At 63.6% G+C, this 25,594-nt stretch carries 24 protein-coding genes; 22 read left to right on the plus strand and 2 right to left on the minus strand.

The window, feature by feature from the left end; genetic code table 11:
- The first annotated feature begins 225 nt into the window (after nt 1-225).
- From rpsB to ACFPFG_RS28070, 20 genes are all read left to right on the plus strand, one after another.
- Complete coding sequence (rpsB, locus tag ACFPFG_RS27975) at nt 226-978, plus strand: 30S ribosomal protein S2 (RefSeq protein ID WP_012206747.1); 753 nt, start codon at nt 226-228, stop codon at nt 976-978.
- Nucleotides 979-1,091: 113 nt separating this feature from the next.
- A complete protein-coding gene (tsf, locus tag ACFPFG_RS27980) occupies nt 1,092-1,988 on the plus strand; it encodes a translation elongation factor Ts (RefSeq protein WP_183021558.1) in 897 nt (298 codons plus the stop codon).
- A 64-nt stretch (nt 1,989-2,052) separates the two neighbouring features.
- Entirely contained in the window at nt 2,053-2,775 is a 723-nt protein-coding gene (gene pyrH / locus ACFPFG_RS27985; protein ID WP_183021557.1) for a UMP kinase, read from the plus strand.
- A 43-nt stretch (nt 2,776-2,818) separates the two neighbouring features.
- Nucleotides 2,819-3,379 (plus strand): ribosome recycling factor, encoded by a 561-nt coding sequence (gene frr / locus ACFPFG_RS27990; protein ID WP_088164102.1) that lies wholly within the window; start codon nt 2,819-2,821, stop codon nt 3,377-3,379.
- A 35-nt stretch (nt 3,380-3,414) separates the two neighbouring features.
- Entirely contained in the window at nt 3,415-4,161 is a 747-nt protein-coding gene (gene uppS / locus ACFPFG_RS27995) for a polyprenyl diphosphate synthase (RefSeq protein WP_197955658.1), read from the plus strand.
- A 13-nt stretch (nt 4,162-4,174) separates the two neighbouring features.
- Nucleotides 4,175-5,029, plus strand: a complete 855-nt coding sequence (locus ACFPFG_RS28000) for a phosphatidate cytidylyltransferase (RefSeq protein ID WP_183021555.1) — start codon at nt 4,175-4,177, stop codon at nt 5,027-5,029.
- Nucleotides 5,026-6,207, plus strand: coding sequence for a 1-deoxy-D-xylulose-5-phosphate reductoisomerase (gene ispC / locus ACFPFG_RS28005; RefSeq protein WP_183021554.1), 1,182 nt, complete (start codon nt 5,026-5,028; stop codon nt 6,205-6,207). Before ACFPFG_RS28000 ends, ispC begins: the two co-directional genes overlap by 4 nt.
- 79 nt (nt 6,208-6,286) lie before the next feature.
- The gene (gene rseP / locus ACFPFG_RS28010; RefSeq protein ID WP_312376121.1) at nt 6,287-7,657 is read left to right on the plus strand and encodes an RIP metalloprotease RseP; all 1,371 of its coding nucleotides are present in this window, start codon (nt 6,287-6,289) and stop codon (nt 7,655-7,657) included.
- A 45-nt stretch (nt 7,658-7,702) separates the two neighbouring features.
- Entirely contained in the window at nt 7,703-10,000 is a 2,298-nt protein-coding gene (gene bamA / locus ACFPFG_RS28015) for an outer membrane protein assembly factor BamA (protein WP_183021552.1), read from the plus strand.
- The gene (locus tag ACFPFG_RS28020) at nt 10,000-10,509 is read left to right on the plus strand and encodes an OmpH/Skp family outer membrane protein (protein ID WP_183021551.1); all 510 of its coding nucleotides are present in this window, start codon (nt 10,000-10,002) and stop codon (nt 10,507-10,509) included. Before bamA ends, ACFPFG_RS28020 begins: the two co-directional genes overlap by 1 nt.
- Nucleotides 10,510-10,532: 23 nt before the next feature.
- On the plus strand, nt 10,533-11,540 hold the full coding sequence (gene lpxD, locus ACFPFG_RS28025; protein ID WP_183021550.1) for a UDP-3-O-(3-hydroxymyristoyl)glucosamine N-acyltransferase: 1,008 nt from the start codon (nt 10,533-10,535) through the stop codon (nt 11,538-11,540).
- On the plus strand, nt 11,537-11,977 hold the full coding sequence (gene fabZ, locus ACFPFG_RS28030; protein WP_012206736.1) for a 3-hydroxyacyl-ACP dehydratase FabZ: 441 nt from the start codon (nt 11,537-11,539) through the stop codon (nt 11,975-11,977). The genes lpxD and fabZ overlap by 4 nt, the downstream gene beginning before the upstream one ends.
- A gap of 7 nt (nt 11,978-11,984) precedes the next feature.
- Entirely contained in the window at nt 11,985-12,782 is a 798-nt protein-coding gene (gene lpxA, locus ACFPFG_RS28035; RefSeq protein WP_183021549.1) for an acyl-ACP--UDP-N-acetylglucosamine O-acyltransferase, read from the plus strand.
- A 21-nt stretch (nt 12,783-12,803) separates the two neighbouring features.
- Complete coding sequence (gene lpxB, locus ACFPFG_RS28040; RefSeq protein WP_380109209.1) at nt 12,804-13,994, plus strand: lipid-A-disaccharide synthase; 1,191 nt, start codon at nt 12,804-12,806, stop codon at nt 13,992-13,994.
- Complete coding sequence (rnhB, locus tag ACFPFG_RS28045) at nt 13,957-14,664, plus strand: ribonuclease HII (protein WP_012206733.1); 708 nt, start codon at nt 13,957-13,959, stop codon at nt 14,662-14,664. The genes lpxB and rnhB overlap by 38 nt, the downstream gene beginning before the upstream one ends.
- 62 nt (nt 14,665-14,726) lie before the next feature.
- A complete protein-coding gene (locus ACFPFG_RS28050) occupies nt 14,727-15,518 on the plus strand; it encodes a TrmH family RNA methyltransferase (protein ID WP_380109211.1) in 792 nt (263 codons plus the stop codon).
- 174 nt (nt 15,519-15,692) lie between these two features.
- Nucleotides 15,693-16,865, plus strand: a complete 1,173-nt coding sequence (carA, locus tag ACFPFG_RS28055) for a glutamine-hydrolyzing carbamoyl-phosphate synthase small subunit (protein ID WP_016447475.1) — start codon at nt 15,693-15,695, stop codon at nt 16,863-16,865.
- Nucleotides 16,858-20,106: a carbamoyl-phosphate synthase large subunit gene (gene carB / locus ACFPFG_RS28060; protein ID WP_197955661.1), complete on the plus strand. Its 3,249-nt coding sequence runs from the start codon at nt 16,858-16,860 to the stop codon at nt 20,104-20,106. The genes carA and carB overlap by 8 nt, the downstream gene beginning before the upstream one ends.
- A 255-nt stretch (nt 20,107-20,361) precedes the next feature.
- A complete protein-coding gene (gene greA, locus ACFPFG_RS28065) occupies nt 20,362-20,838 on the plus strand; it encodes a transcription elongation factor GreA (protein ID WP_016447473.1) in 477 nt (158 codons plus the stop codon).
- A 44-nt stretch (nt 20,839-20,882) separates the two neighbouring features.
- Complete coding sequence (locus tag ACFPFG_RS28070) at nt 20,883-21,326, plus strand: DUF4149 domain-containing protein (protein WP_183021545.1); 444 nt, start codon at nt 20,883-20,885, stop codon at nt 21,324-21,326.
- 79 nt (nt 21,327-21,405) lie between these two features.
- Here ACFPFG_RS28070 and ACFPFG_RS28075 read toward each other — a convergent pair whose 3' ends face one another.
- Nucleotides 21,406-22,200 (minus strand): glycosyltransferase, encoded by a 795-nt coding sequence (locus ACFPFG_RS28075; protein ID WP_183021544.1) that lies wholly within the window; start codon nt 22,198-22,200, stop codon nt 21,406-21,408.
- A 13-nt stretch (nt 22,201-22,213) separates the two neighbouring features.
- Nucleotides 22,214-22,687 (minus strand): YhbY family RNA-binding protein, encoded by a 474-nt coding sequence (locus tag ACFPFG_RS28080; protein ID WP_012206726.1) that lies wholly within the window; start codon nt 22,685-22,687, stop codon nt 22,214-22,216.
- 31 nt (nt 22,688-22,718) lie between these two features.
- On the opposite strand from ACFPFG_RS28080, the gene ACFPFG_RS28085 reads away from it, so the two are divergent.
- Nucleotides 22,719-23,372 carry an RlmE family RNA methyltransferase gene (locus ACFPFG_RS28085; RefSeq protein WP_043819011.1) on the plus strand — a complete coding sequence of 218 codons (654 nt, stop codon included), beginning with the start codon at nt 22,719-22,721 and terminating at the stop codon, nt 23,370-23,372.
- A 169-nt stretch (nt 23,373-23,541) separates the two neighbouring features.
- Nucleotides 23,542-25,464, plus strand: a complete 1,923-nt coding sequence (gene ftsH / locus ACFPFG_RS28090) for an ATP-dependent zinc metalloprotease FtsH (protein ID WP_183021542.1) — start codon at nt 23,542-23,544, stop codon at nt 25,462-25,464.
- Nucleotides 25,465-25,594: the final 130 nt, after the last annotated feature.

Here is a 25,594-nt window from a genome sequence, read left to right on the forward strand (position 1 = left end):
TGCTAGAATCTTGCGGCTTTGCTAGGGGTTCACCCTGATTTTCTCCGGGATTGCCGGGTGTCAGGCGAAAGCTTTTGGGTGAGCGGTGTTCGTCAAGAATGCCTGCCCATGCTTGCGGTCCCCGCGCAAAGTCAATCGCAAACCAGTCCCTTCAAGGTGTTGCTCCCTGTGTTTCAGGGGGCAATTGTCGGGCTGGATTTTAGACCTAACCTTTGAGGTATTCATATGTCCGTCACTATGCGCGAGATGCTGGAAGCAGGCGTCCACTTCGGTCACCAGACCCGTTTCTGGAACCCCAAGATGGCCCCCTTCATCTTCGGTCACCGCAACAAGATCCACATCATCAACCTGGAAAAGTCGCTGCCGATGTTCCAGGACGCCCAGAAGTTCGTCAAGCAACTGGCGTCCAACGGCGGCACCATCCTGATGGTCGGCACCAAGCGCCAGGCCCGCGAGATGGTGGCGGCAGAAGCCCAGCGCGCAGGCGTGCCCTTCGTTGACCAGCGTTGGCTGGGCGGCATGCTGACCAACTTCAAGACCGTCAAGACGTCCATCAAGCGTCTGAAGGAAATGAAGGCCCAGCAAGAAGCCGGCCTGGAAGCCATGAGCAAGAAGGAACAGCTGATGTTCGTCCGCGAACTGGAAAAGCTGGAAAAGGACATCGGCGGCATCCAGGACATGAACAGCCTGCCCGACGCCATCTTCGTGATCGACGTGGGCTTCCACAAGATCGCCGTGGCCGAAGCCAAGAAGCTGGGCATCCCCCTGGTTGGCGTGGTTGACTCCAACCACAACCCCGAAGGCATCGACTATGTCATCCCCGGTAACGACGACTCTGCCAAGGCTGTGCAACTGTACGCCCAAGGCATCGCCGACGCGATCCTGGAAGGCCGCGCTGCTGCACTGACCGACGTGGTCAAGGCTGCATCCGGCGAGAGCGGTGACGAGTTCGTGGAAGTGGAAGAATCCGCTGCCTGATTGAGCTTGTCCGGCTGAGCGACCTCGTCGCTGAATGAAAAGCGGGGCTCAGGGTAGCCCCGTTTTTTTAGCCGAAATCCTGTAACGAATCGAACTGACATTGGAGAAATACGATGGCTGCAATTACCGCAAGCATGGTGGCTGAACTGCGCGCAAAGACTGACGCGCCCATGATGGAATGCAAGAAGGCCCTGACCGAAGCCGAGGGCGATCTGGTCAAGGCCGAAGAGCTGCTGCGCGTCAAGCTGGGCACCAAGGCCGGCAAGGCTGCCTCGCGCGTGACCGCTGAAGGCGTGATCACCGCCTTCATCGATGGCAACAAGGGTGCCATGATCGAAGTCAACAGCGAAACCGACTTCGTGTCCAAGAACGACAGCTTCATCGCGATGGCCAATGCCGCCGCCAAGCTGGTCGCCGAGCAAAACCCCGCTGACGTGGCCGCGCTGAGCGCCCTGGCCTATGAGCAGGACGGTTTCGGCCCCACCCTGGAAGACGTGCGCAAGGGCCTGATCGGCAAGATCGGCGAGAACATGTCCTTCCGCCGCTTCAAGCGCTTCGAAGGCTCCAGCCTGGCTTCCTACCTGCACGGTTCGCGCATCGGCGTGATCGTCGAGTTCGAAGGCGATGCAACCGCTGCCAAGGACGTCGCCATGCACGTGGCCGCCATGAAGCCCGTGTCCGTGACCAGCGCTGACGTGCCTGCCGAGCTGATCGAAAAGGAGCGCACCGTCGCTGCCGCCAAGGCTGCCGAATCCGGCAAGCCTGCCGAGATCGTCGCCAAGATGGTCGAAGGCTCGGTGCAGAAGTACCTGAAGGAAGTCTCGCTGGCCGACCAGGTCTTCGTGAAGGCTGCCGACGGCAAGCAGACCGTGGCCCAGATGCTCAAGGCCGCCAACACCAACGTCAAGGGCTTCACCCTGTACGTGGTCGGCGAAGGCATCGAAAAGAAGGTTGACGACTTCGCTGCCGAAGTGGCTGCCCAAGTGGCCGCTGCCAAGGCCGGCGCCTGATTCGTCCGAGCGCCTGAACCGTTCCCTTCACCATCCACCACCATCCACCTTTCGGAGAAACACCATGTCCAACGCCGCACCGGCCCACAAGCGCATCCTGCTCAAGCTGTCCGGTGAGGCGCTCATGGGCGACGACTCGTTCGGCATCAACCGTGCCACCATCGAGCGCATGGTCTCCGAAATCGCCGAAGTCACCCGCGTGGGTGTCCAGGTGGCCGTGGTGATCGGTGGAGGGAATATTTTCCGTGGCGTGGCTGGTGGTTCGGTCGGAATGGACCGCGCCACTGCCGACTACATGGGCATGCTGGCCACCGTGATGAATGCCCTTGCCCTGGCCGATGCCATGGACAAGCAGGGCCTCATCGCCCGCGTCATGTCGGCCATTGCCATCGAGCAGGTCGTGGAGCCCTATGTGCGCCCCAAGGCCCTGCAGTATCTCGAGGAGGGCAAGGTGGTGGTGTTCGCCGCCGGCACCGGCAACCCGTTCTTCACTACCGATACGGCCGCCGCACTGCGCGGCGCGGAGATCGGCGCCGAAGTGGTGCTCAAGGCCACCAAGGTCGATGGTGTCTACACCGACGACCCGATGAAGAATCCCGACGCGACCCGCTATCACAAGCTGGCTTTCGACGAGGCCATTTCGCGCAACCTGGGCATCATGGACGCCACTGCCTTTGCGCTGTGCCGCGATCAGAAGCTGCCGATCCGGGTGTTCTCCATCAACAAGCCCGGCGCGCTCAAGCGCGTGGTCATGGGCGAGGATGAGGGCACGCTGGTGTACGCTTGAGCGTTTTGATCCCGCGTTTCACAGCTCTTCAAGGAACAAGAACATGACGATTGCAGACATCAAGAAGACCACCGAGTCCAAGATGGGCCAGTCCATCGAAGCGCTCAAGAACAATCTTGCGCGCGTGCGTACCGGCCGTGCCAACCCCTCGCTGCTGGACTCCATCCATGTGGATTACTACGGCTCCATGGTGCCGCTGTCCCAGGTGGCCAACGTGAACCTGCTCGATGCGCGCACCATCAGCGTGCAGCCCTGGGAAAAGAGCATGTCCGCCAAGGTGGAGAAGGCCATTCGCGAGAGCGATCTGGGCCTGAACCCTGCCTCGCTGGGTGATCTGATCCGCGTGCCCATGCCTCCCATGAGCGAGGAACGCCGCAAGGAAATGACCAAGCTGGCCCGCAACGAAGGCGAAGCCTCCAAGATCGCCGTGCGCAACCTGCGCCGCGACGCCAACGAAGCCGTCAAGAAGCTGGTCAAGGACAAGGAGGCCTCGGAAGACGACCAAAAGCGTTGCGAAGCCGATGTCCAGAAGATGACCGACAAGCACATCACCGAGATCGACGTGCTGGTGGCTGCCAAGGAACAAGACATCATGGCGGTCTGAGGCGTTCTGCCTCGCTTGCCTCAGGGCCTGTACCTTTGACAAACCAAGACTCCGGCGCGGTGCCGCGCCATATTGCCGTCATCATGGATGGCAATGGACGCTGGGCCAATCGCCGCTTTCTGCCGCGACTGGCCGGCCACAAGCAGGGCGTGGAATCGCTGCGCCGCTGCGCCCGCGCCTGCGTCCAGCGCGGCGTGCAGGTTCTGACCGTCTTCGCTTTCTCTTCCGAGAACTGGAACCGCCCCGAAGAGGAGGTTTCCGGTCTCATGGGCCTGCTGGCCAATGCCCTTGCCAAGGAAGTGCAGCAACTGAGCCGCGATGGCGTGCGCCTGCACTTCATCGGCGACCGCAGTGGCCTGAGCGAGAAAGTGTGCGCGGGCCTGGCCCAGGCCGAGCAGGTCACGGCGCACAACGACCGCCTGGTGCTCAATGTCTGCTTCAACTACGGCGGGCGCTGGGACATTGCCCAGGCAGCAGCCCGGCTGGCAGAGCAGGGCGAGCCCATTACCCCGCAGAGCCTGGACCGCGCGCTCGCGCTGGCCCATGTGCCCGATCCGGACCTGCTGATCCGCACCGGCGGGGAGATGCGCATCAGCAACTTCCTGTTGTGGCAGGCCGCGTATTCAGAACTCTTCTTCAGTGCCAGCCTGTGGCCTGATTTCGACGAGGCCTGCCTGGACGAGGCCATTGCCGCCTTCACTTCGCGGGAGCGGCGCTTTGGCCAGACCTCCGCGCAAGTACACCAATCACAATCGAAGTCGTCCCATCAACAGACGACCTGAACAAGGGGGAGCCATGCTCAAGCAGCGAGTCATCACCGCCCTGATCCTGCTGGCCATCTTGCTGCCTGCGCTGTTCTATCCGACGGGCGTTCCGTTCGCCGTGGTGGTACTCGTGCTCATGGCGGCGGGTGCCTGGGAATGGGGCCGTCTCAACGGCTTTGGCTCCGCTGGTGCCATTGGCATAGGTGCCATCTGCACGGCGATGTGCGTGGGAACCTGGGCTGCGGGCTGGCTTGAGCGTCCCCTGGCCGCTGTCTGGGTGGTCGCTGGCTCCGCCTGGGTGCTGGGCGGCGCGGCACTGCTGCGTGCAGGCGTGGCCGGCTGGCCGCGCATTGCGGGGCCTGTGCGTCTGGTCGGCGGAGTGCTGGCCCTGTGGCTGGCCTGGGTGGCCGTGGTGCAGGCGCGCATGATGGGCATCAACTTCCTGCTGTCGGTGCTGGTGCTGGTCTGGGTGGCCGATGTCTTTGCATATTTCGCCGGCCGGGCCCTGGGCCTGAAATTCACCAAGTCCAAGCTCGCGCCCTCCATCAGTCCTGGCAAGAGCTGGGAAGGCGTGTGGGGCGGCATGGCCGGCGTGCTGGTGCTGGCCTTGGCCTGGGTCTGGGCGGATCGCCACTACGCGGTGGCCGTGCCCAGTTTCTATTCGTTGCTGTTGGCGCGCGGGGCCTGGTTCCTGCTGCTGGCGGTTGTGTTCATGGCCGCGATGAGCGTGGTCGGCGACCTGGTCGAATCCCTGGTCAAGCGCAGCGTGGGCGTCAAGGACAGCAGTGGTCTGCTGCCCGGCCATGGCGGCGTGCTTGACCGTGTCGATGCCCTGCTGCCGACCCTGCCACTGGCCATGATGCTCTCCTCTTTCGCGCATTCATGAAGCAGAAAATCACCGTCCTGGGCTCCACGGGCTCCATCGGTACCAATACGCTGGATGTGGTGGCGCGCCACCGCGAGCACTACGAGGTCTTCGCGCTCAGCGCAGCCACGCAAGTGGACCTGATGCTGCGCCAGTGCGCTGAATTCAAGCCTGCCTATGCCGTCATGGCCAGCGCGCCACACGCGAAGCTGCTGGCTGAACAGTTGCGCAGCAATGGGCTGGCGACCGAGGTGCTGCAGTCGCCAGACGCGCTGGAGCAGATCGCCTCGCATCCCGAAGTCGATGCCGTCATGGCGGCCATCGTCGGTGCAGCGGGCCTTGCGCCTTGTCTGGCTGCCGCGCGCGCGGGCAAGCGCCTGCTGCTGGCCAACAAGGAGGCCCTGGTCGTTGGCGGCGCACTGTTCATGGACACGGTCAAGCGCCACGGCGCGACCCTGCTGCCCATAGACAGCGAGCATTCGGCCATTTTCCAGTGCCTGCCGGAAGACCGAGCCAGCTGGCCCGATCGGGTGGACAGCCTGCTGCTCACGGCTTCGGGCGGACCCTTTCGCCTGCGCGATCCGGCCACCTTGTCCGAGATCACGCCGGAGCAGGCCTGCGCGCATCCGAACTTCTCCATGGGGCGCAAGATCTCCGTGGACTCTGCGACCATGATGAACAAGGCGCTGGAGGTCATCGAGGCACGCTGGCTGTTCGACATGGCTCCCGACAAGATCAAGGTCGTCATCCATCCGCAGCAGATCGTGCACTCCATGGTGCAGTTCAAGGATGCCTCGGTGCTGGCGCAACTGGGCACGCCCGACATGCGCGTGCCCATCGCCTGCGGCCTGGCCTGGCCGCGGCGCATCGCCAGCGGCGCGGCGCCCTTGGATTTCGCCAAGCTGTCGGCCCTGACCTTCGAGGAAGCGGATGCCGTGCGTTTTCCTGGCCTGCATCTTTCCTGGCAGGCGCTGCGCGCCAGCGAGGGAACTACGGCGGTTCTCAATGCTTCCAACGAAGTCGCCGTTGCCGCCTTCCTGGAGCGACGGCTGGCATTTGACCGTATTCACGCTGTGAATTTGCGCACTCTCGAAACCTTGCTGCCGCCTACACTGGGCAGCCTGGACGATCTGCTTGCCCTGGACGCCCAGGCCCGCGAAATCGCGCACACCATGGCGCGGCAGTGGCAGCTGCAATAACGGCTTCGCGGGCCAGACCGGGTTCCTCGGCGGGCGCGCAGCGGCATCCAGGCGCGCATTGGATTCAAAGGAGTATCAATTGTTGCTGACCGTAGTTGCATTCGTGGTCGCGCTGGGCGTGCTGATTGCCGTGCACGAGTGGGGCCACTACCGCGTCGCCGTGGCTTGCGGGGTGAAGGTGCTTCGGTTTTCCGTCGGCTTCGGTCGTCCCATCCTGCGCTGGAAGCGCAAAGGTTCGGACACGGAATTCGTCATCGGTGCACTGCCGCTTGGCGGCTATGTGCGCATGCTCGACGAGCGTGAGGGCGAGGTCCCGCCCGACCAGCGCCATCTGGCATTCAACACCCAGCCGCTGCGCGCGCGTGCGGCCATCGTGGCGGCAGGCCCGGTGGCCAATCTCGTGCTGGCCATCGCGCTGCTGGCCATCGTCAATTGGATGGGCATGCAGGAGCCCGTGGCGCGATTGGCCACGCCGCCGGCGGGCACGGTGCTGCAGATGGCGGGCGTGCAGGGCGGTGATCGCGTGCTGCGCATCGCCTTGGGCGACCAGGACTGGGAAGAGGTTCGCTCCATCAATGATCTGCGCTGGACACTGACCCGCGCCGCGCTCGACGATGAGTCGGTGCGCATGGAAGTGCTTCAGGGCCGGCGCACTGCCCCGTCCGAGCTGCGGCTGGCGCTGGCCGGCCAGGTGCAGGGCGAGCCGGATGCCGCTTTCTTCGAGCGCCTGGGTCTGCTGGGGCCCTGGACGCAGCCCGTGCTGGACAAGGTGATCGCCGGTGGTGCCGCCGAAAAGGCCGGCTTGCGCGAGGGCGACCTGGTGCTGCGCGTGGGCAGCACCCCGGTGGATGATGGCACCCAGCTGCGCAATCTCATCCGCAAGATGGGCGCATCGGGCCAGGTCCAGCAGCAACTGTGGCTGGTGCAGCGCGATGGCAGGCAGCTGCAGATCCCCGTGCTGCCCGATCTGGGCCGCTCGGAAGATGGCAAGGAGAGCATCGCCCGCATCAGCGCCTACATCGGCAGTGCCCCCGAGATGGCTCTGGTGCAGCGCGGTCCGCTGGAGGGCCTGTGGGCAGGCGTGCAGCGCACCTGGGAGCTGTCGTCGCTGACGCTGCGCATGATGGGCCGCATGGTGATAGGCGAGGCATCGCTCAAGAACATCAGCGGACCCTTGACCATTGCCGACTATGCGGGGCGCTCGGCCAGCATGGGCCTGGTTCAATATCTCTCGTTCCTGGCGCTGATAAGCATCAGCCTGGGGGTTCTCAACTTGCTCCCCCTGCCGGTGCTCGATGGCGGGCACCTGATGTATTATCTTTGGGAGGGCGTGACTGGCCGAAGCGTGTCGGAAGTCTGGGCCGGACGCTTGCAGCGTGCAGGCGTGGCGGTTTTGATGATGATGATGTCCGTCGCCTTTTTCAACGATATCAACCGGCTTTGGGGCTAACTTTTCAGCCGTTTTCGGCAAGCCGCAGCGGCGGCAAATCCATTCATGACTAAACGTATCAATCGCCTGGGCGTGCGCGCTGCATCGACCCTGGCTGCCATGGTTTTGGCTGCCAATGCAGCCTGGGCGCTGGAGCCCTTCCGGGTACAGGACATCCGCATCGAAGGCCTGCAGCGCGTGGAGCCGGGCACGGTCTTCGCTTCCATCCCGCTGCGCGTGGGCGACCAGTATGACGATGACAAGGGCGCAGCTGCGATCCGCTCGCTGTTCGCGCTGGGGTTGTTCAAGGACATCCGTCTCGAGGCCAATGGCAACGTGCTCGTTGTCGTCGTCGAGGAACGCCCGACCATCGCCGAGGTGAATTTCGCCGGCACCAAGGAGTTCGACAAGGAAACCCTGCAAAAGGCCATGCGCGATGTGGGCCTGGCAGAAGGGCGTCCCTTCGACAAGGCCCTGGCCGACCGTGCCGAGCAGGAGCTCAAGCGCCAGTACATCAACCGCAGCCTTTATGGCGCGGAAGTCGTCACCACGGTCACGCCCATCGAGCGCAACCGCGTCAACCTGACCTTCACGGTGACCGAGGGCGATCCGGCCCGCATCAACGAGATCCACATCGTCGGCAACAAGGCCTTCAGCGAATCCACGCTCAAGGACCTGTTCGATCAGGACACCGGCAACTGGATGAGCTGGTACACCAAGTCGGACCGCTATGCGCGCAACAAGCTCAACGCCGACCTGGAAACGCTGCGCTCGTACTACCTGCAGCGTGGCTACCTGGAGTTCCGCGTGGACTCCACCCAGGTGGCCATCTCGCCCGACAAGCAGACCATTTCGCTCACGCTCAACGTCCATGAAGGCGAGCGCTTCGTCGTCTCCGGCGTGAAGCTGGAGGGCAACTACCTCGACCGCGACGACGAGTTCAAGTCCCTGGTCAAGATCAAGCCCGGCGAGCCCTACAACGCCGACCAGGTCACGGCGACGACCAAGGCCTTCACCGAGCACTTCGGCAACTTCGGCTTTGCCTTTGCACGCGTCGAGGCCGTGCCGGACATCGACCGTGCGACCAACCGCGTGGCCCTGGTGCTGCATGCCGAGCCGTCGCGCCGCGCCTATGTGCGCCGTATCAACGTCAGCGGCAACAATCGCACGCGTGACGAAGTGATCCGCCGCGAATTCCGCCAGTACGAAGCCTCCTGGTATGACGGCGACAAGATCCGCCTGTCGCGCGACCGCGTGGACCGCCTGGGCTTCTTCACCGAAGTCAATGTCGAGACCCAGGAAGTGGCGGGCTCGCCCGACCAGGTGGATCTGGTCATCTCGGTGGCTGAAAAGCCCACGGGTTCGCTGCAACTGGGTGCGGGCTTCTCCAGTGCCGAAAAGGTTTCGCTGTCGTTCGGCATCAAGCAGGAAAACGTGTTCGGCTCGGGCAACTACCTGGGCGTGGACGTGAATACCAGCAAGTACCGCCGCACCATGGTGCTGTCCACCACGGATCCGTACTTCACGGACACCGGTATTTCGCGCACCTACGACCTGTACTACCGCACCGATCGTCCCTACTACGACGATGCTGCCTACAAGATCGTCACCTCGGGCGGCAGCGTTCGCTTTGGCGTGCCGTTCAGCGAGATCGACACCGTGTATTTCGGCGGTGGCGTGGAGCGCTCGGAAATCAAGCCCGGCACCTACCTGCCCCAGGCGTACAAGGACTATGCCGACAAGTACGGCTATGCCAACACCGGCATTCCGCTGACTTTGGGCTGGTCGCGTGACAGCCGTGACAGCGCGCTGGCGCCCAACTCGGGTCTCTACCAGCGCCTGAACACCGAGTGGTCGGTGGGTGGCGAGGCCCGCTATGTGCGAGCCAACTACCAGATCCAGCAGTACATCCCGCTGAGCAAGAAGTACACGTTGGCCTTGAACGGTGAACTCGGTTATGGCAAGGGCCTCAATGGCCGTCCGTTCCCGTTGTTCAAGAACTTCTTCTCGGGTGGTCTGGGCTCGGTGCGTGGCTTCGAGCAGGGCTCGCTGGGTCCGCGCGACTCTGCAGAGAACATTGCCCTGGGCGGCTCCAAGAAGGTGACTTTGAACGCCGAGTTCATGATTCCCTTCCCCGGTGCCGGCAATGACAGGACTTTGCGTCTTTTTACATTCCTCGATGTGGGTAATGTCTACGGCGCCAACCAGAACTTCGATCTCGGGGAGCTGCGGGCTTCCACGGGCCTTGGCATCAGCTGGATTTCCCCGCTGGGCCCCCTGCGTCTCGCCTTTGCTCAACCCATCCGCAAGCAGACCGGGGATAAAATCCAGCGACTGCAATTCCAAATCGGAACCTCTTTCTAATGAAATCTCTATCTAGCCATTTTTCCCTGGCTGTGCTGCTTGGCGCCATGGCTGTTTCTGCGCACGCTCAAGAGTTCAAGGCCGGCTTTGTGAACACGGACCGCATCTTCCGTGAAGCGTCGACGGCCAAGGCTGCGCAGTCCAAGCTGGAGCAGGAATTCTCCAAGCGTGAGAAGGAACTGGTCGACCAGGGCAACTCGCTCAAGAGCGCTTCGGAGAAGTTCGAGCGTGAAGCGCCCACCATGGCCGAAAGCCAGCGTGTCTCCCGCCAGCGTCAGCTGGTGGACCAGGACCGCGAGTTCCAGCGCAAGCGCCGTGAGTTCCAGGAAGACCTGAACTCCCGCAAGAACGAGGAACTGGCCCAGGTCCTGGAGCGCGCCAACAAGGTGGTCAAGCAAGTGGCGGAAACCGAGAAGTACGACGTCATCCTCCAGGAAGCCGTCTACATCAACCCCAAGTACGACATCACTGACAAAGTGATCAAGGCGCTGAACGGCGGCGGCAAGTAAGCCAGCGTCCAGGGCTGCATGCCGTGAGCGTATTGTTGGGTCAGATCCTCGATGCACTCGGTGGCGAACTGGTCGGTGGCGAAAGGGAGATGCCCATCTCCCGCATCGCGCCGCTGGATTCCGCCGGGGCAGGGGATCTCAGTTTTCTGAGCAACCCCCGCTACCGCCAGCAACTGGCCGCCTCCGAGGCGGCCTGCGTTATTGTGGCGCCCGCCATGCGTGAGCTGGCGCAGCAGCGGGGAGCCTGCATCGTGGTCCCTGACCCGTATGCCTACTTCGCCAGGGCCACGCAGTGGTGGAAGCGAAACTGCAGGTCCGTGGCGCCGGCCGGTATCCATCCAAGCGCGGTGGTGCACGAGAGTGCCATCGTTGATGTCTCTGCCACGATCGGCCCGCTCTGCGTGGTTGAAGAGGGTGCCACCATCGGTGCCCACACCGTGCTCAAGTCGCGCGTCACCATCGGTGAGAACTGCCATGTGGGCGCGCGCTGCCTGCTGCATTCCGGCGTGGTGCTGGGAGCGGACGGCTTCGGGTTTGCGCCCGAGAACGGGGCATGGGTGAAGATCGAGCAGCTCGGTGGCGTGCGGATCGGCGACGATGTGGAGATCGGCGCCAATACCTGCATAGACCGCGGAGCGCTGGACGACACGGTGATCGAGGACGGGGTCAAGCTCGATAACCTGATCCAGATTGGTCACAACGTGCACGTTGGACGGCATACGGCCATGGCCGGCTGTGTGGGGGTGGCCGGCAGCGCGCGCATTGGCGCACATTGCACCGTGGGAGGCGGCGCCATCGTGCTGGGCCATCTGCGGCTGGCCGACGGGGTGCATATTTCGGCAGCGACGGTAGTGACTCGTTCGCTGACACAATCAGGTGTTTACACGGGCATGTTTCCCGTGGATGAAAACGCCAAATGGGAAAAAAATGCTGCGACGCTGAAGCAGTTGCACTCCATGCGCGATCGCATCAAGGCCCTGGAGCGGCAACTGCAGCAATCGGCGGATCAAGGCCATAACGGAACGCAATGATGGATATTCACGCAATTCTCAAGCAACTGCCCCACCGCTACCCCTTCCTGCTGGTGGACAAGGTCACGGAGCTTGAGCGCAATACACGCATCAAGGCGATCAAGAACGTCACGTTCAACGAGCCCTATTTCATGGGCCATTTCCCGGGCCGTCCCGTCATGCCGGGCGTGCTCATCCTGGAGGCGTTGGCGCAGGCTGCCGGCCTGCTGGCCTTCGATGCCATGGGCCAGGTTCCCGACGAGAACAACATCTACTACTTCGTGGGCATCGACGGTGCGCGCTTCAAGCGCCCCGTGGAGCCGGGCGACCAGCTGGTGCTGGAGATCACCATCGATCGCGTTCGCGGCGGCATCTGGAAGTTCAAGGGCGTGGCCCGCGTCGAGGACGAAGTGGCCTGCGAAGCCGAGCTGATGTGCACCATGCGCAACGTGGGCTGACGGACGCATGGCTGGCATTGAACGCATCCATCCCACGGCACTGATAGATTCCGCTGCACAGCTGGATTCGTCTGTGTCGGTCGGCCCCTATGCCGTCATCGGGCCGCATGTGGAAATCGGCGCCGGCACCACGATTGGCGCGCATTGCGTTGTCGAAGGCCATACCCGCATTGGTTGCGACAACCGGATTTTCCAGTTCGCGTCCCTGGGCGCACAGCCCCAGGACAAGAAGTACGCAGGCGAGCCCACGCGGCTTGTCATCGGGGACCGCAACACGGTGCGCGAGTTCTGCACCTTCAATGCGGGTACCGTGCAGGACCAGGGCGTCACGGTCATAGGCCATGACAACTGGATCATGGCCTATGTGCATGTGGCGCACGACTGCGTCGTGGGCAGCCACACCATCCTGGCCAACAACGCCACCCTGGCCGGCCACGTGCATGTGGGCGACCATGTGATCCTGGGCGGCCTGACGGGCGTGCACCAGTTCACCAAGGTGGGCGCCCATGCCATGGCAGGCTTTGCCAGCCATATCTCGCAGGATGTGCCGCCCTTCATGATGGTGGATGGCAATCCCCTGGCCGTGCGTGGCTTCAATATCGAAGGCCTGCGCCGGCGCGGATTCGGGCCGCAGCGTATCCAGGCCATCAAGCAGATGCACCGCCTGCTGTATCGCCAGGGGCTGACCCTGGAGGCCGCGCGCGACGCCATTGGATCGCTGGCTGGCGAGCAGCCCGAGGCTGCTGCCGATGTATCGCTGATGCTGGATTTTCTGGCCGCTTCGACCCGGGGCATTGCGCGCTGATCCGGCGCGCGAAAGGACGGCATGACAGAGAGCGCGGCGCCATTGGCGCGCCTGAGTCCATCGATTGCCATGGTCGCCGGGGAAACCTCGGGCGACCTGCTGGCGTCCTTGCTCCTGGGTGGGCTGCAGGCTCGCTGGCCCGAGGCTTCGGCCTTTGGCATCGGCGGGCCCCAAATGCAGCAGCGCGGTTTTGAGGCATGGTGGTCCTGCGAGCGGCTGGCCGTGCATGGCTACAGCTGGGAAGTGTTTCGCCGGCTGGCCGAGATTCTGAACATCCGCCGGCAGTTGCGCCAGCGCCTGCTCAAGCAGCCGCCAGCCGTTTTTGTCGGCATCGATGCGCCCGACTTCAATTTGGGCCTGGAGACCGATCTGCGGGCTGCGGGCATCAAGACCGTGCATTTCGTCTGCCCCTCGATCTGGGCCTGGCGTGCAGATCGCGTCGAGAAAATCCGGCGTGCGGCCGACCATGTGCTGTGCATCTTTCCCTTCGAGCCCGAGTTGCTGGCCCGTCACGGCATAGACGCGACCTACGTGGGCCATCCCCTGGCCAGCGTGATTCCGCTGCAGCCCGACCGTGCCACCGCGCGCCGTCGGCTGGGTCTGCCGGAAGATGGTCTGGTGCTGGCCGTGCTGCCCGGCAGCCGACGCTCCGAAATCCGCTATCTTGCAGCCCGTTTCTTTCAGGCTGCAGCTTTGGTCCGGAAGGCGCTGCCAGCTATTAAAATAGTAGTGCCTGCCGTGCCTTCGCAACTGGACGAGTTGCGGCGCATTGCCCAGGAGTCCGGCATGGCCTCGTCGCTGCACATCGTGCGCGGCCAGTCCCATGATGCATTGGCAGCCTGCGACGTGACGTTGATCGCCAGCGGCACGGCCACGCTGGAAGCCGCGTTGTACAAGCGTCCCATGGTGATCGGCTACAACATGCACCCCTGGAGCTGGCGCCTGATGCGTGGCAAGCAGTTGCAGCCCTGGGTGGGCCTGCCCAACATCCTGTGCGGCGATTTCGTCGTGCCCGAGCTGATCCAGGATGCGGCAACGCCCCAGGCGTTGAGCGCGGCTGTGCTGCAATGGCTGCAGGCGTGCGAACATTCCCCTTCAACCGTCGAGGCGCTGGTACAGCGCTTCACAGCGCTGCACCATGAATTGCGGCGCGATACTGCCGAACTGGCCGCCCATGCGATCGAGAAAATCATTGCCCCCACTGCCGCCTGAACAGGCGTGCCTGCCCTGGCATCCGCCGGGGCTGGTTGCGGGCGTGGACGAAGCGGGCCGCGGCCCGTTGGCTGGCCCTGTCGTGGCCGCTGCTGTCATTCTTGACGATCTCAATCCCATCGAGGGCCTGAACGATTCCAAGAAACTCACGGCTGCGCGCCGCGAGGCACTCTATGACGAGATCCGTGCCAAGGCGCTGTGCTGCAGCATTGCCGAGGCCTCGGTCGAAGAGATCGATCGCCTGAACATCCTGCAGGCCACGCTGCTGGCCATGCGCCGCGCGGTGCTGGGCCTGCGCCTGAAGCCGGTGCTCGTGCTGGTGGATGGCAACCAGCTGCCCGTGCTGGATGTGCAGGCCGAGGCCATCGTCAAGGGGGACTCCCTGGTGCAGGCCATCTCGGCCGCCTCCATACTGGCCAAGGTCACGCGCGACCGCTGGTGCGAACGGCTGCATGAGCAATATCCGGAATACGGCTTCGACGGCCACAAGGGCTACGGCACGGCGGCCCACCTTGCGGCGCTGCGCCTGCACGGTGCCTGCGAGGAGCACCGGCGAACCTTCGCGCCGGTGGCCCATGTCGTGAGCATTGCCCGCATGGCCGAGCCCCTGGCCGCTGCCCGCGTGGCAGCTGCGGCGCAGGGTGCGCAAGCCTTGCTGCTGTCTGCCTGAGCGCCTTTGCCGTTTCTTTCTGCGCCCGTGGCGCGCTGTTCCCTTTGCCCGAAAGCCTCACCATGAGCCGACAACCCGCCGCCACATTGATCCAGTCCCGTGACAACGTCCTGGTCAAGGATTTGCGCAGGCTTGTCCAGGACAGTGGGGCCTACCGCAAGCAAGGGCGCGTCTGGCTGGAGGGGGACCATCTGTGCCGTGCCGCGCTGGCGCGTGGCATGCAGCCCTCCGTGGCCGTGGTGGCCGAATCCTTCTGGCCGCTGGTGCCGCTGGAATGGGTGCAGGGCGCAGGCAAGTGCGTGGTGCTGGCAGATGCCCTGTTTGCCGAAGTCAGCGGTCTGGAGTCCCCGGCGCGCATCGGTTTTCTGATGGACTGGCAGGCATCGGCGGTCATCCGTGCCGGCGTGGCCACGGTGGTGTTGGACCGCGTGCAGGACGCAGGCAACGTGGGCTCCATCCTGCGCAGTGCCGCTGCCTTCGGTTTCAGCCAGGTCGTGGCCCTGAAGGGCACGGCTGCGCTGTGGAGTCAGAAGGTGCTGCGCGCTGGCATGGGGGCGCATTTCGGTCTGCAATTGCTTGAGTCGGCCTCGCCCGAGGACCTGGATGCGCTTGGCTTGCCCCTGATCGTGACCAGCTCCCATCAGGGCGAACTGATCCACAATGCCGCGCTGCCCTGGCCTTGTGCCTGGGCCATGGGCCATGAAGGGCAGGGTGTTGGCGAGGCGCTGATGCAGCGCGCAGCGCAGCATGTGCGCATCGGCCAACCGGGCGGTGAGGAGTCGCTGAACGTGGCTGCTGCAGCGGCGATATGCCTGCACGCAAGCAGCGTGAGTGCCGGCTTACGTCAAGGGTAATCCCGGCTCCTGTCAGGAGGCTGAAGCACGACCAGCCTATAATGGGCGGCTTTCAAGCATTCCACACTACGCCTAGCGACGCTTCCTCGCCACCCCCTGCAGACAAGCTATAACCCGCCCGGATCCGTCCGTGCGGCACGCTGGGCGTAACCGTAATTAGAACCGGAGAACCCAGTGCTTTTGTCTCTCAAGGGAGCATTCCCATCCGCCATCCTGGCGCTCGCAGACGGCACGGTCTTTGTTGGCAACTCGATCGGTGCGCAAGGCACCACGGTTGGTGAAGTCGTTTTCAACACGGCAATCACCGGCTACCAGGAAATCCTCACCGACCCCAGCTACTGCCAGCAGATCGTGACGCTCACGTATCCGCACATCGGCAACTACGGCGTCAACGCAGAGGATGTCGAGGCTGGCAAGGTCCATGCGGCGGGCCTGATCATCAAGAACCTTCCGCTGCTGGCCAGCAACTTCCGCAAGTCCGAGACCCTGCCCGACTACCTCACGCGCAGCGGCACGGTGGCGATTGCCAACATCGACACGCGCAAGCTCACACGGCTGCTGCGCGACAAGGGCGCGCAAAACGGCGCCATCGTCGGTTTGGCTGCTGGCGAAGAAGTGACCCAGGCGCGCATCGACGAGGCACTGGCTGCGGCCAAGGCGGCTCCCAGCATGAAGGGCCTGGATCTGGCCCAGGTGGTGAGCGCCGCCCAGCAGTACGAATGGACGGAAACCGAGTGGAAGCTGGGCGAAGGCTACGGCCAGCAGCAGGCCCCGCGTTTCCATGTGGTGGCCTATGACTTCGGCGTGAAGTTCAACATCCTGCGCATGCTGGCCGAGCGCGGCTGCAAGCTGACCGTGGTGCCGGCCAAGACGCCCGCCAAGGATGTGCTGGCACTCAACCCCGACGGCGTTTTCCTGTCCAACGGCCCTGGCGACCCGGAGCCCTGCGACTACGCCATTGCCGCCACCAAGGAGCTGGTGGAGTCCGGCAAGCCCGTCTTCGGCATCTGCCTGGGTCACCAGATCATGGCCCTGGCCGCTGGCGCCAAGACCTTCAAGATGGCCAACAGCCACCACGGCGCCAACCACCCCGTCAAGGACCTGGACAACGGCCGGGTCAGCATCACCAGCCAGAACCACGGTTTTGCCGTGGAGATGGAGTCCCTGCCCGACACGCTGCGCGCCACGCACATCAGCCTGTTCGACGGCACGCTGCAAGGCCTTGAGCACAAGGACAAGCCTGCGTTCTGCTTCCAGGGCCACCCCGAGGCTTCGCCCGGCCCGCACGATATCGCCTACCTGTTTGACCGCTTCACGGCGCTGATGGAGAAACACAAAAATGCCTAAGCGCACCGACCTCAAAAGCATTCTGATCATTGGCGCCGGTCCCATCGTCATCGGCCAGGCCTGCGAGTTTGACTACTCCGGCGTGCAGGCCTGCAAGGCGTTGCGCGAAGAGGGCTACAAGGTCATCCTGATCAACAGCAACCCTGCCACGATCATGACCGACCCGGCCACGGCCGACGTCACCTACATCGAGCCCATCACCTGGCAGACGGTCGAGAAGATCATCGCCAAGGAGCGTCCCGACGCCATCCTGCCGACCATGGGCGGCCAGACCGCGCTGAACTGCGCGCTGGACCTGTGGCGCAACGGCGTGCTGCACAAGTACAAGGTCGAGCTGATCGGCGCAACTCCCGAGGCCATCGACAAGGCCGAGGACCGCCTCAAGTTCAAGGATGCGATGACGCGCATCGGCCTGGGTTCGGCACGCTCGGGCATCGCCCATTCGATGGACGAAGCCTGGGCCGTGCAAAAGGAAATGGGCTTTCCCACCGTCATCCGCCCCAGCTTCACGCTGGGCGGCACGGGCGGCGGCATTGCCTACAACCCCGAAGAGTTCGAGACCATCTGCAAGCGCGGGCTGGAAGCGTCCCCGACCAATGAGCTGCTGATCGAGGAATCGCTGCTCGGCTGGAAGGAGTACGAGATGGAAGTCGTCCGCGACAAGGCGGACAACTGCATCATCATCTGCTCCATCGAGAACCTGGACCCGATGGGCGTGCACACCGGCGACTCGATCACCGTGGCACCCGCGCAGACGCTGACCGACAAGGAATACCAGATCATGCGCAACGCCTCGCTGGCGGTGCTGCGCGAGATCGGCGTGGACACGGGCGGCTCCAACGTGCAGTTCTCGGTGAATCCGAAGGACGGCCGCATGATCGTCATCGAGATGAACCCGCGCGTGTCGCGTTCCTCGGCGCTGGCCTCCAAGGCCACGGGCTTCCCCATCGCCAAGGTCGCTGCCAAGCTGGCCGTGGGCTACACGCTGGACGAGCTCAAGAACGACATCACGGGCGGCAAGACGCCCGCTTCGTTCGAGCCCTCGATCGACTACGTGGTCACCAAGATCCCGCGTTTCGCGTTCGAGAAGTTCCCCGCTGCCGACAACCGCCTGACCACGCAGATGAAGTCCGTGGGCGAGGTCATGGCCATTGGCCGTACCTTCCAGGAGTCCTTCCAGAAGGCGCTGCGCGGCCTGGAAGTGGGCGTGGACGGCATGAACGAAAAGACCCAGGACCGCGAAATCCTCGAAAAGGAACTCGGCGAGCCCGGTCCGGACCGCATCTGGTATGTGGGCGATGCCTTCGCTGCCGGCTGGACGCTGGACGAGGTGCACAACATCACCAAGATCGACAAGTGGTTCCTCGTGCAGATCGAAGAGATCGTGAAGATCGAACTCGAGCTGGACCAGGTCTACGAGGAAAAGGGCGATGCCGCGCTGGCCGCACTGGACGCCACCACGCTGCGCACGCTCAAGCAAAAGGGCTTCTCCGACCGTCGCCTGGCCAAGCTGCTGCACAGCAATGAGAAGGCCGTGCGCGAGGCACGCAAGGCACTGGGCGTGCGCCCCGTGTTCAAGCGCGTGGACACCTGCGCTGCCGAGTTCGCCACCGACACGGCCTACATGTACTCCACCTATGACGAGGAGTGCGAAGCCGAGCCGACGGACAAGAAAAAGATCATGGTGCTGGGCGGTGGCCCGAACCGCATCGGCCAGGGCATCGAGTTCGACTACTGCTGCGTGCATGCTGCGCTCGCCATGCGCGAGGACGGCTATGAAACCATCATGGTCAACTGCAACCCCGAGACCGTGTCCACCGACTACGACACGTCGGACCGCCTGTATTTCGAGCCGCTGACGCTGGAAGACGTGCTCGAAGTCGTGGCTGTCGAAAAGCCTGTTGGCGTCATCGTGCAGTACGGTGGCCAGACGCCCCTGAAGCTCGCCCTGGGTCTTGAAAAAGAAGGCGTGCCCATCATCGGCACCACGCCCGACATGATCGACGCGGCCGAAGACCGCGAGCGCTTCCAGAAGCTGCTGCATGAGCTGGGCCTGCGCCAGCCGCCCAATGCCACGGCCCGTACCGAGCCCGAGGCGCTGGAAAAGGCGGCCGGCCTGGGTTACCCCCTGGTCGTGCGTCCCAGCTACGTGCTGGGTGGCCGTGCCATGGAAATCGTGCACGAGCAGCGCGACCTGGAGCGCTACATGCGCGAAGCGGTCAAGGTCAGCAATGACTCACCCGTGCTGCTGGACCACTTCCTGTCCAATGCCATCGAGTGCGATGTGGACTGCGTGCGCGACCGCGAAGGCGCCGTCTTCATCGGCGGCGTGATGGAGCACATCGAGCAGGCTGGCGTGCATTCGGGCGATTCCGCCTGCTCGCTGCCGCCTTACTACCTCAAGCCCGAGACCGTGGCCGAGATCAAGCGCCAGACTGCCGCCATGGCCAACGCGCTGAGCGTGGTAGGCCTGATGAACGTGCAGTTCGCCATCAAGGAAACGGCCGAAGGCGACGTGATCTACGTGCTGGAAGTCAACCCGCGTGCCTCGCGCACCGTGCCCTTCGTCTCCAAGGCCACCGGCATCCAGCTGGCCAAGGTGGCTGCGCGCTGCATGGCCGGTGACACGCTGGCCCAGCAAGGCATCACCAAGGAAGTCACGCCGCCGTACTTCAGTGTCAAGGAAGCCGTCTTCCCGTTCGTGAAGTTCCCTGGCGTGGATACCATCCTCGGCCCCGAGATGAAGTCCACCGGCGAAGTCATGGGCGTGGGCAAGACCTTTGGCGAAGCCTTCGTCAAGAGCCAGCTGGGCGCCGGCGTCACGCTGCCGACCCAGGGCAAGGTCTTCCTGACCGTGAAGAATGCCGACAAGCCGCGTGCCGTGGCCGTGGCCAGGGAGCTGGCTGCGATGGGCTTCGTGCTGTGCGCCACGCGCGGCACGGCAGCGGCCATCTCCGAGGCGGGCATCGAGGTGCAACTCGTCAACAAGGTGACCGAAGGCCGCCCCCACATCGTGGACATGATCAAGAATGGCGAGATCGCCATGGTCATCAACACGGTGGAGGAGCGCCGCAACGCCATCGCCGACTCGCGGGCCATCCGCACCAGCGCGCTGCTGGCCCGCGTGACCACCTTCACGACCATCTTCGGTGCAGAAGCTGCCGTCGAAGGCATGAAGTCCATGGGCAACATGGACGTGCACTCGGTCCAGGAATTGCACGCCCAACTGCAGGCTGCCTGAGGTCTTTCCATTGCCGCTGCGCCTGTTTTTTTGATGGCGCGCAGCGAGCGGCACTGTCCGACAGTGCCGCCGGGTTTTCCCACCATTCCGGGTGGGTAAACGCGGCATAATGGAACGAATCATTCGATGAAACCGCCGCGCGGCAACGTGCGGCGGTTTGCTTTTGGGGTGCAGGCCCAGCCGCAAAGTCGCCGGCACGCCTGTACCGAAGAAGCCGCGCAGCGCGCGGCGTTCGCTGAACATGGAGACTTTTCAATGGCCACCATTCCCATCACCAAGCGCGGAGCCGAGAAGCTCAAGGACGAACTGCACCGCCTGAAAACCGTGGAGCGTCCCTCCATCATCCAGGCCATCGCCGAGGCCCGTGCCCAGGGCGACCTGAGCGAAAACGCCGAATACGAGGCCGCCAAGGACCGCCAGGGCTTCATCGAAGGCCGCATTGCCGAAGTCGAGAGCAAGCTGTCGGCTGCCCAGATCATCGATCCCTCTGCCGTGGATGCTGGTGGCCGCGTGGTCTTCGGTGCAACGGTTGAACTCGAGGATGAAGACAGCGGCGACACGGTCAAGTACCAGATCGTCGGCGAGGACGAGGCCGACCTCAAGCTGGGCCTGATCAACGTCTCCAGCCCCATCGCGCGCGCGCTGATCGGCAAGGAAGAGGGCGATACCGCCGTCGTGCAGGCACCAGGCGGCGAGCGCCGCTATGAAGTGGTGTCGGTGCGCTACCTCTGATGCGTCAGTGCCTGTGCCTCGATCATTGAGGAAGGCCTAAGCCCATGAGCAACCTGTACGAGCGCATTCCCCTGCTGGCTGCTGCCCTGTGGTGGGGCAGCCTGTCGGCCATAGGCTTCATGGCGGTGCCCATGCTGTTCGCCCACTTGCCCACGCCGGCTGTCGCGGGCTTCATGGCTGCCAAGCTGTTTGCCGCGCAGACCTGGGTGTCGATCGCCTGCACGGCCCTGCTGCTGGTCCTGTCCCGGCGCAACAAGGAGCAGGTCCTGCAGCCCTGGGCCAAAGCCTGCCTGGGCTTTGTGATCGCAGGCATGCTGCTGGCATTTGTCGTCCAGTACGGCGTGTCGCCGCGCATCGTTGCACGCGACAACCTCAAGTTGTGGCACAGCGTGGGCACCGTGATGTATGCGCTGCAGTGGCTGTGCGCGCTCGTCGTGCTGTGGCGCATAGGCAGTCCGTCTCAAGCGAACAACGAGGCCACGGCCTGACCCCGGTCCTGCCGGTTCGGCGCCCTGGCAAACGAAAACGCCCGCAAGCGCGGGCGTTTTTTGCGGGGCTCGAGCTTGCTCACTCGTGCCAGTGCTCTGCCACCCAGCCGGCAGGCCGGATATAGCGAAAGCGCCGATTGCGCCGGCCGGCCAACGCGTCGGGCGGATTGCATTCTCCGTGGAAGATCACGACGCGTGCACCATCCGGCACGAAGGGCGGCTTCCAGTAGTTTGTCGGCCATGCGGGGATGCAGTGGTACTTGAAGCTGGGGCACCAGGCCTGGGGCCAGTATTTCAGCTTGCCCTGCTTGTGCAGCATGTCGGACAGATAGGCTTGCTCGTTGCGAAAGTTGCGGCGTATCTCTTCGAAATGCGTGCGGAAATAGTCCAGCACCTCGGGGTGAGCACCGAGCTCGAAGCGGTACACCGAGGAATTGCCGGTGATGCGCCACGGACGCTTGTAGTCGTGGATGATGAGGAATTCACCGGGTTCGGTGAAAAAATCGTCCAGCGGCCCGGTGATGACCACGTCCACGTCAAGAAACAGCGCCGTGCCACGCAGGCCATGCAGGTCGGCACTGAACGTGGCCAACTTGTTCCAGCCGCGCTCCGGAATGCCTGCAGGCAGGTTCAGCGGAGGAATCGGCAGGCATTCGACCTCGTCACGAATCCCCACGCCGTCATCGGTCAGGCAGACAAGGCGAAAATCGCCCTGCAGATGCCGACGCACCATGGCGTAGAGCCTGTTGACATACTCCGGACCGTACTTCTTGCCCCACTTCATGCAGATCACGAAGCGCTGCTGCGCAGAGGGGGAGGCGGAGGGCGGTTGCGCGGCCTGGGCCACGCTGGCGGCATGGGATGCTACGGTCATGGATACGGCGGACTCAGTCTGCCTGACGCTTCTTGACCGACTTTTGCTTGGGCTTGGCGCGCTTGACCTGGCCACCTGCCGTCAGGCGCTGGTTGCCCAGCACGCGGATCTGCTTGACCTCGGGCTTCTGGCCGGAGCGCTTGCTGAACTTGAGCAGCTTGACATCGCGAGGACCGGGCATGCGGTTCTCGTCGATGGCTTTTTCCTTTTCCGGCATGGGGCGCCAGAGCACCAGCAGCTTGCCGATGTGTTGAATGGGTGCAGCGCCAAGTTCGTCGCACAGTTGCAGATACATCTGCTCGCGTGCGGCGCGGTCGTCGTTGAAGACACGGACCTTGATCAGGCCATGTGCGTTAAGGCCGGCGTTGACCTCCTTTTGCACGGCAGCCGTCAGGCCGTCACCTCCGATGAGGACCACGGGGTCCAGGTGGTGTGCGTTGGCGCGGTGTTCCCGGCGCTCGGCGGGAGTCAATTGAATTTGGGGCATGGCCGTATTATCGAGGCTGAAAGAATCCAGCATGAAAGTCCAAACAAAAAGCAAGAAGGTCAACAAGGCTTGGCTCAACAGCCACGTCAACGATCCTTACGTCAAGGCCGCCCAGAAGGACGGCTACCGCGCTCGCGCGGCCTACAAACTCAAGGAGATCGACGAGCAGCTCAAGCTCATCCGGCCGGGGGCCACGGTGGTGGACCTGGGCTCTACGCCAGGGGCGTGGAGCCAGTACGTGCGCCGCTGCCTGTCGCCAGAAGGCGCGGCGGTGGGCGCGCTCAATGGCCGCATCATCTCGCTGGATCTGCTGCCCATGGAGCCCATCGAGGGCGTGCAGTTCATTCTGGGCGACTTCCGCGAGGAGCCGGTGCTGGCGCAGCTGCAGGAGGCTCTGGGCGGGGGCAAGGCCGATGTGGTGGTCTCCGACATGGCTCCCAACCTGTCGGGCAACGGCACGACGGATGCGGCGCGCATTGCGCTGCTGGTCGAACTGGCGGTTGATTTTTCCATCCACCATATGAAACCTGAAGGGGCTTTGGTCGTGAAGCTCTTCCACGGCGGGGCCTACGATGACCTGGTAGCGCTGTTCCGGCAGACCTTCAAGGTGGTCAAGCCGATCAAGCCCAAGTCCTCGCGCGACAAGTCTTCGGAGACGTTTCTGGTGGGCATGGGGCTCAAGTAGCCCTGTCCAGCGCCCGGCGCTGCCCTGACGCGGGTCAAGACCGCATTCAAGCTATGGCTGCTATAGAGGGATATAGGCGACCAGCCAGCTTGAAACACCTAAAATGGACCGCAAATACGCTTCGAGCACGCTGGAAGTCGTTTTATCTGTATCCCCATTGGAGCCCCGCTTGAACAATCAGTGGTTTTCAAAAATTGCCGTCTGGCTGGTCATCGCCATGGTGCTGTTTACGGTGTTCAAACAATTTGACACCCGTGGCGGCGCTGGCGCGTCCCATGTCGGTTACTCCGAGTTCCTGGAAGAGGTGCGAAGCAACCGCATCAAGAGCGCCACCATCCAGGAAAGCCCCGGTGGCACCGAGATCGTGGCCACGACCAACGATGATCGCAAGGTGCGCACGACAGCCACCTACCTGGATCGCGGGCTCGTGGGTGATCTGATCAACAACAACGTCAAGTTCGACGTCAAGCCCCGCGAGGAAGGCTCGGTCCTGATGACCTTGCTCGTCAGCTGGGGCCCCATGCTGCTGTTGATCGGCGTGTGGGTGTACTTCATGCGCCAGATGCAGGGCGGCGGCAAGGGCGGTGCCTTCAGCTTCGGCAAGAGCAAGGCCCGCATGCTGGACGAGAACAACAACACCGTGACCTTTGCCGACGTCGCAGGCTGCGACGAAGCCAAGGAAGAGGTCAAGGAAGTCGTGGACTTCCTCAAGGACCCCAACAAGTTCCAGAAGCTCGGCGGCCGCATTCCGCGCGGCCTGCTGCTGGTCGGGCCTCCGGGTACCGGCAAGACCTTGCTGGCCAAGTCCATCGCTGGTGAGGCCAAGGTTCCGTTCTTCAGCATCTCTGGTTCCGACTTCGTGGAAATGTTTGTCGGCGTGGGTGCGGCCCGCGTGCGCGACATGTTCGAGAACGCCAAGAAGAATGCCCCTTGCATCATCTTCATCGATGAAATCGATGCCGTGGGTCGCCAGCGTGGCGCAGGCCTGGGCGGCGGCAATGACGAGCGTGAGCAGACACTGAACCAGATGCTGGTCGAGATGGATGGCTTCGAGACCAACCTCGGCGTGATCGTGGTGGCTGCGACCAACCGTCCCGACATCCTGGATGCGGCGCTGCTGCGCCCCGGCCGTTTCGACCGCCAGGTGTACGTGACGCTGCCCGATATCCGCGGCCGTGAGCAGATCCTCAATGTCCACATGCGCAAGATCCCTGTCGGTCAGGACGTGAACCCGGGCGTGATCGCGCGCGGCACGCCGGGCATGTCGGGTGCCGATCTGGCCAACCTCTGCAACGAAGCAGCCCTGATGGCCGCGCGCCGCAATGCGCGCACCGTCGAGATGCAGGACTTCGAGAAGGCCAAGGACAAGATCATCATGGGCCCCGAGCGCAAGAGCATGGTCATGCCCGAGGAAGAGCGCCGCAACACTGCCTACCACGAGGCAGGCCACGCGCTGATCGGCAAGCTGCTGCCCAAGTGCGATCCCGTGCACAAGGTCACCATCATTCCGCGCGGCCGTGCGCTGGGCGTGACCATGAGCCTGCCCGAGAAGGATCGCTACTCCTTCGACAAGGAGTACATGCTCAACCAGATCGCCATGCTGTTCGGTGGGCGCATTGCCGAAGAAGTGTTCATGAACCAGATGACCACGGGCGCAAGCAACGACTTCGAGCGGGCCACGCAGATCGCACGCGACATGGTCACCCGCTATGGCATGACCGATGCGCTGGGCCCCATGGTCTATGCGGAACAGGAAGGCGAGCCTTTCCTGGGCCGCTCGATGAGCAAGACCAACAACGTCAGCGAGCAGACGATGCAGAAGGTGGACCAGGAGGTGCGCCGCATCATCGACGAGCAGTACGGACTGGCGCGCAAGCTGATCGAGGACAACTCCGACAAGATGCACGCCATGGCCAAGGCCATGCTCGACTGGGAAACCATCGATGCCGAGCAACTCGATGACATCATGGCAGGTCGTGAGCCGCGTCCTCCCAAGGACTGGGTGCCTCGCAACCCGCCCTCGTCCGACGGTGGCAACTCGTCCGGCGGCACGCCCGCAGTGGATGCCGACCCGTCGCCCACCACGGCCTGAGCTGCTTGCCGCAGAATCGGCCAATCCCATGCAAAGGGCCCTGAGGGGCCCTTTTGCTTTGCTTGCCGGATGTGTTCAAGCACCTGCACCGGCCAGTGATGAACCCACGCTCGAGCGAGCGCCTACCTTC

Origin of the sequence: Delftia deserti, assembly GCF_042653485.1 — a bacterium.
GTDB classification, from domain to species: Bacteria; Pseudomonadota; Gammaproteobacteria; order Burkholderiales; family Burkholderiaceae_C; genus Comamonas; species Comamonas acidovorans.

Excerpts from the sequence above, each read along its gene's own strand:
- pyrH (WP_183021557.1), top strand. The coding sequence starts at position 2,053 with ATGTCCAACGCCGCACCGGCCCACAAGCGCATCCTGCTCAAGCTGTCC.
- fabZ (WP_012206736.1), top strand. The coding sequence starts at position 11,537 with ATGATGGATATTCACGCAATTCTCAAGCAACTGCCCCACCGCTACCCC.
- ACFPFG_RS28075 (WP_183021544.1), bottom strand. The coding sequence starts at position 22,200 with ATGACCGTAGCATCCCATGCCGCCAGCGTGGCCCAGGCCGCGCAACCG.
- ACFPFG_RS28070 (WP_183021545.1), top strand. The coding sequence starts at position 20,883 with ATGAGCAACCTGTACGAGCGCATTCCCCTGCTGGCTGCTGCCCTGTGG.
- rpsB (WP_012206747.1), top strand. The coding sequence starts at position 226 with ATGTCCGTCACTATGCGCGAGATGCTGGAAGCAGGCGTCCACTTCGGT.
- ACFPFG_RS28085 (WP_043819011.1), top strand. The coding sequence starts at position 22,719 with ATGAAAGTCCAAACAAAAAGCAAGAAGGTCAACAAGGCTTGGCTCAAC.
- ACFPFG_RS28080 (WP_012206726.1), bottom strand. The coding sequence starts at position 22,687 with ATGCCCCAAATTCAATTGACTCCCGCCGAGCGCCGGGAACACCGCGCC.
- lpxB (WP_380109209.1), top strand. The coding sequence starts at position 12,804 with ATGACAGAGAGCGCGGCGCCATTGGCGCGCCTGAGTCCATCGATTGCC.
- ACFPFG_RS28050 (WP_380109211.1), top strand. The coding sequence starts at position 14,727 with ATGAGCCGACAACCCGCCGCCACATTGATCCAGTCCCGTGACAACGTC.
- ACFPFG_RS28000 (WP_183021555.1), top strand. The coding sequence starts at position 4,175 with ATGCTCAAGCAGCGAGTCATCACCGCCCTGATCCTGCTGGCCATCTTG.
- bamA (WP_183021552.1), top strand. The coding sequence starts at position 7,703 with ATGACTAAACGTATCAATCGCCTGGGCGTGCGCGCTGCATCGACCCTG.
- rnhB (WP_012206733.1), top strand. The coding sequence starts at position 13,957 with ATGCGATCGAGAAAATCATTGCCCCCACTGCCGCCTGAACAGGCGTGC.
- ACFPFG_RS28020 (WP_183021551.1), top strand. The coding sequence starts at position 10,000 with ATGAAATCTCTATCTAGCCATTTTTCCCTGGCTGTGCTGCTTGGCGCC.
- lpxA (WP_183021549.1), top strand. The coding sequence starts at position 11,985 with ATGGCTGGCATTGAACGCATCCATCCCACGGCACTGATAGATTCCGCT.
- tsf (WP_183021558.1), top strand. The coding sequence starts at position 1,092 with ATGGCTGCAATTACCGCAAGCATGGTGGCTGAACTGCGCGCAAAGACT.
- greA (WP_016447473.1), top strand. The coding sequence starts at position 20,362 with ATGGCCACCATTCCCATCACCAAGCGCGGAGCCGAGAAGCTCAAGGAC.
- frr (WP_088164102.1), top strand. The coding sequence starts at position 2,819 with ATGACGATTGCAGACATCAAGAAGACCACCGAGTCCAAGATGGGCCAG.
- carB (WP_197955661.1), top strand. The coding sequence starts at position 16,858 with ATGCCTAAGCGCACCGACCTCAAAAGCATTCTGATCATTGGCGCCGGT.
- ispC (WP_183021554.1), top strand. The coding sequence starts at position 5,026 with ATGAAGCAGAAAATCACCGTCCTGGGCTCCACGGGCTCCATCGGTACC.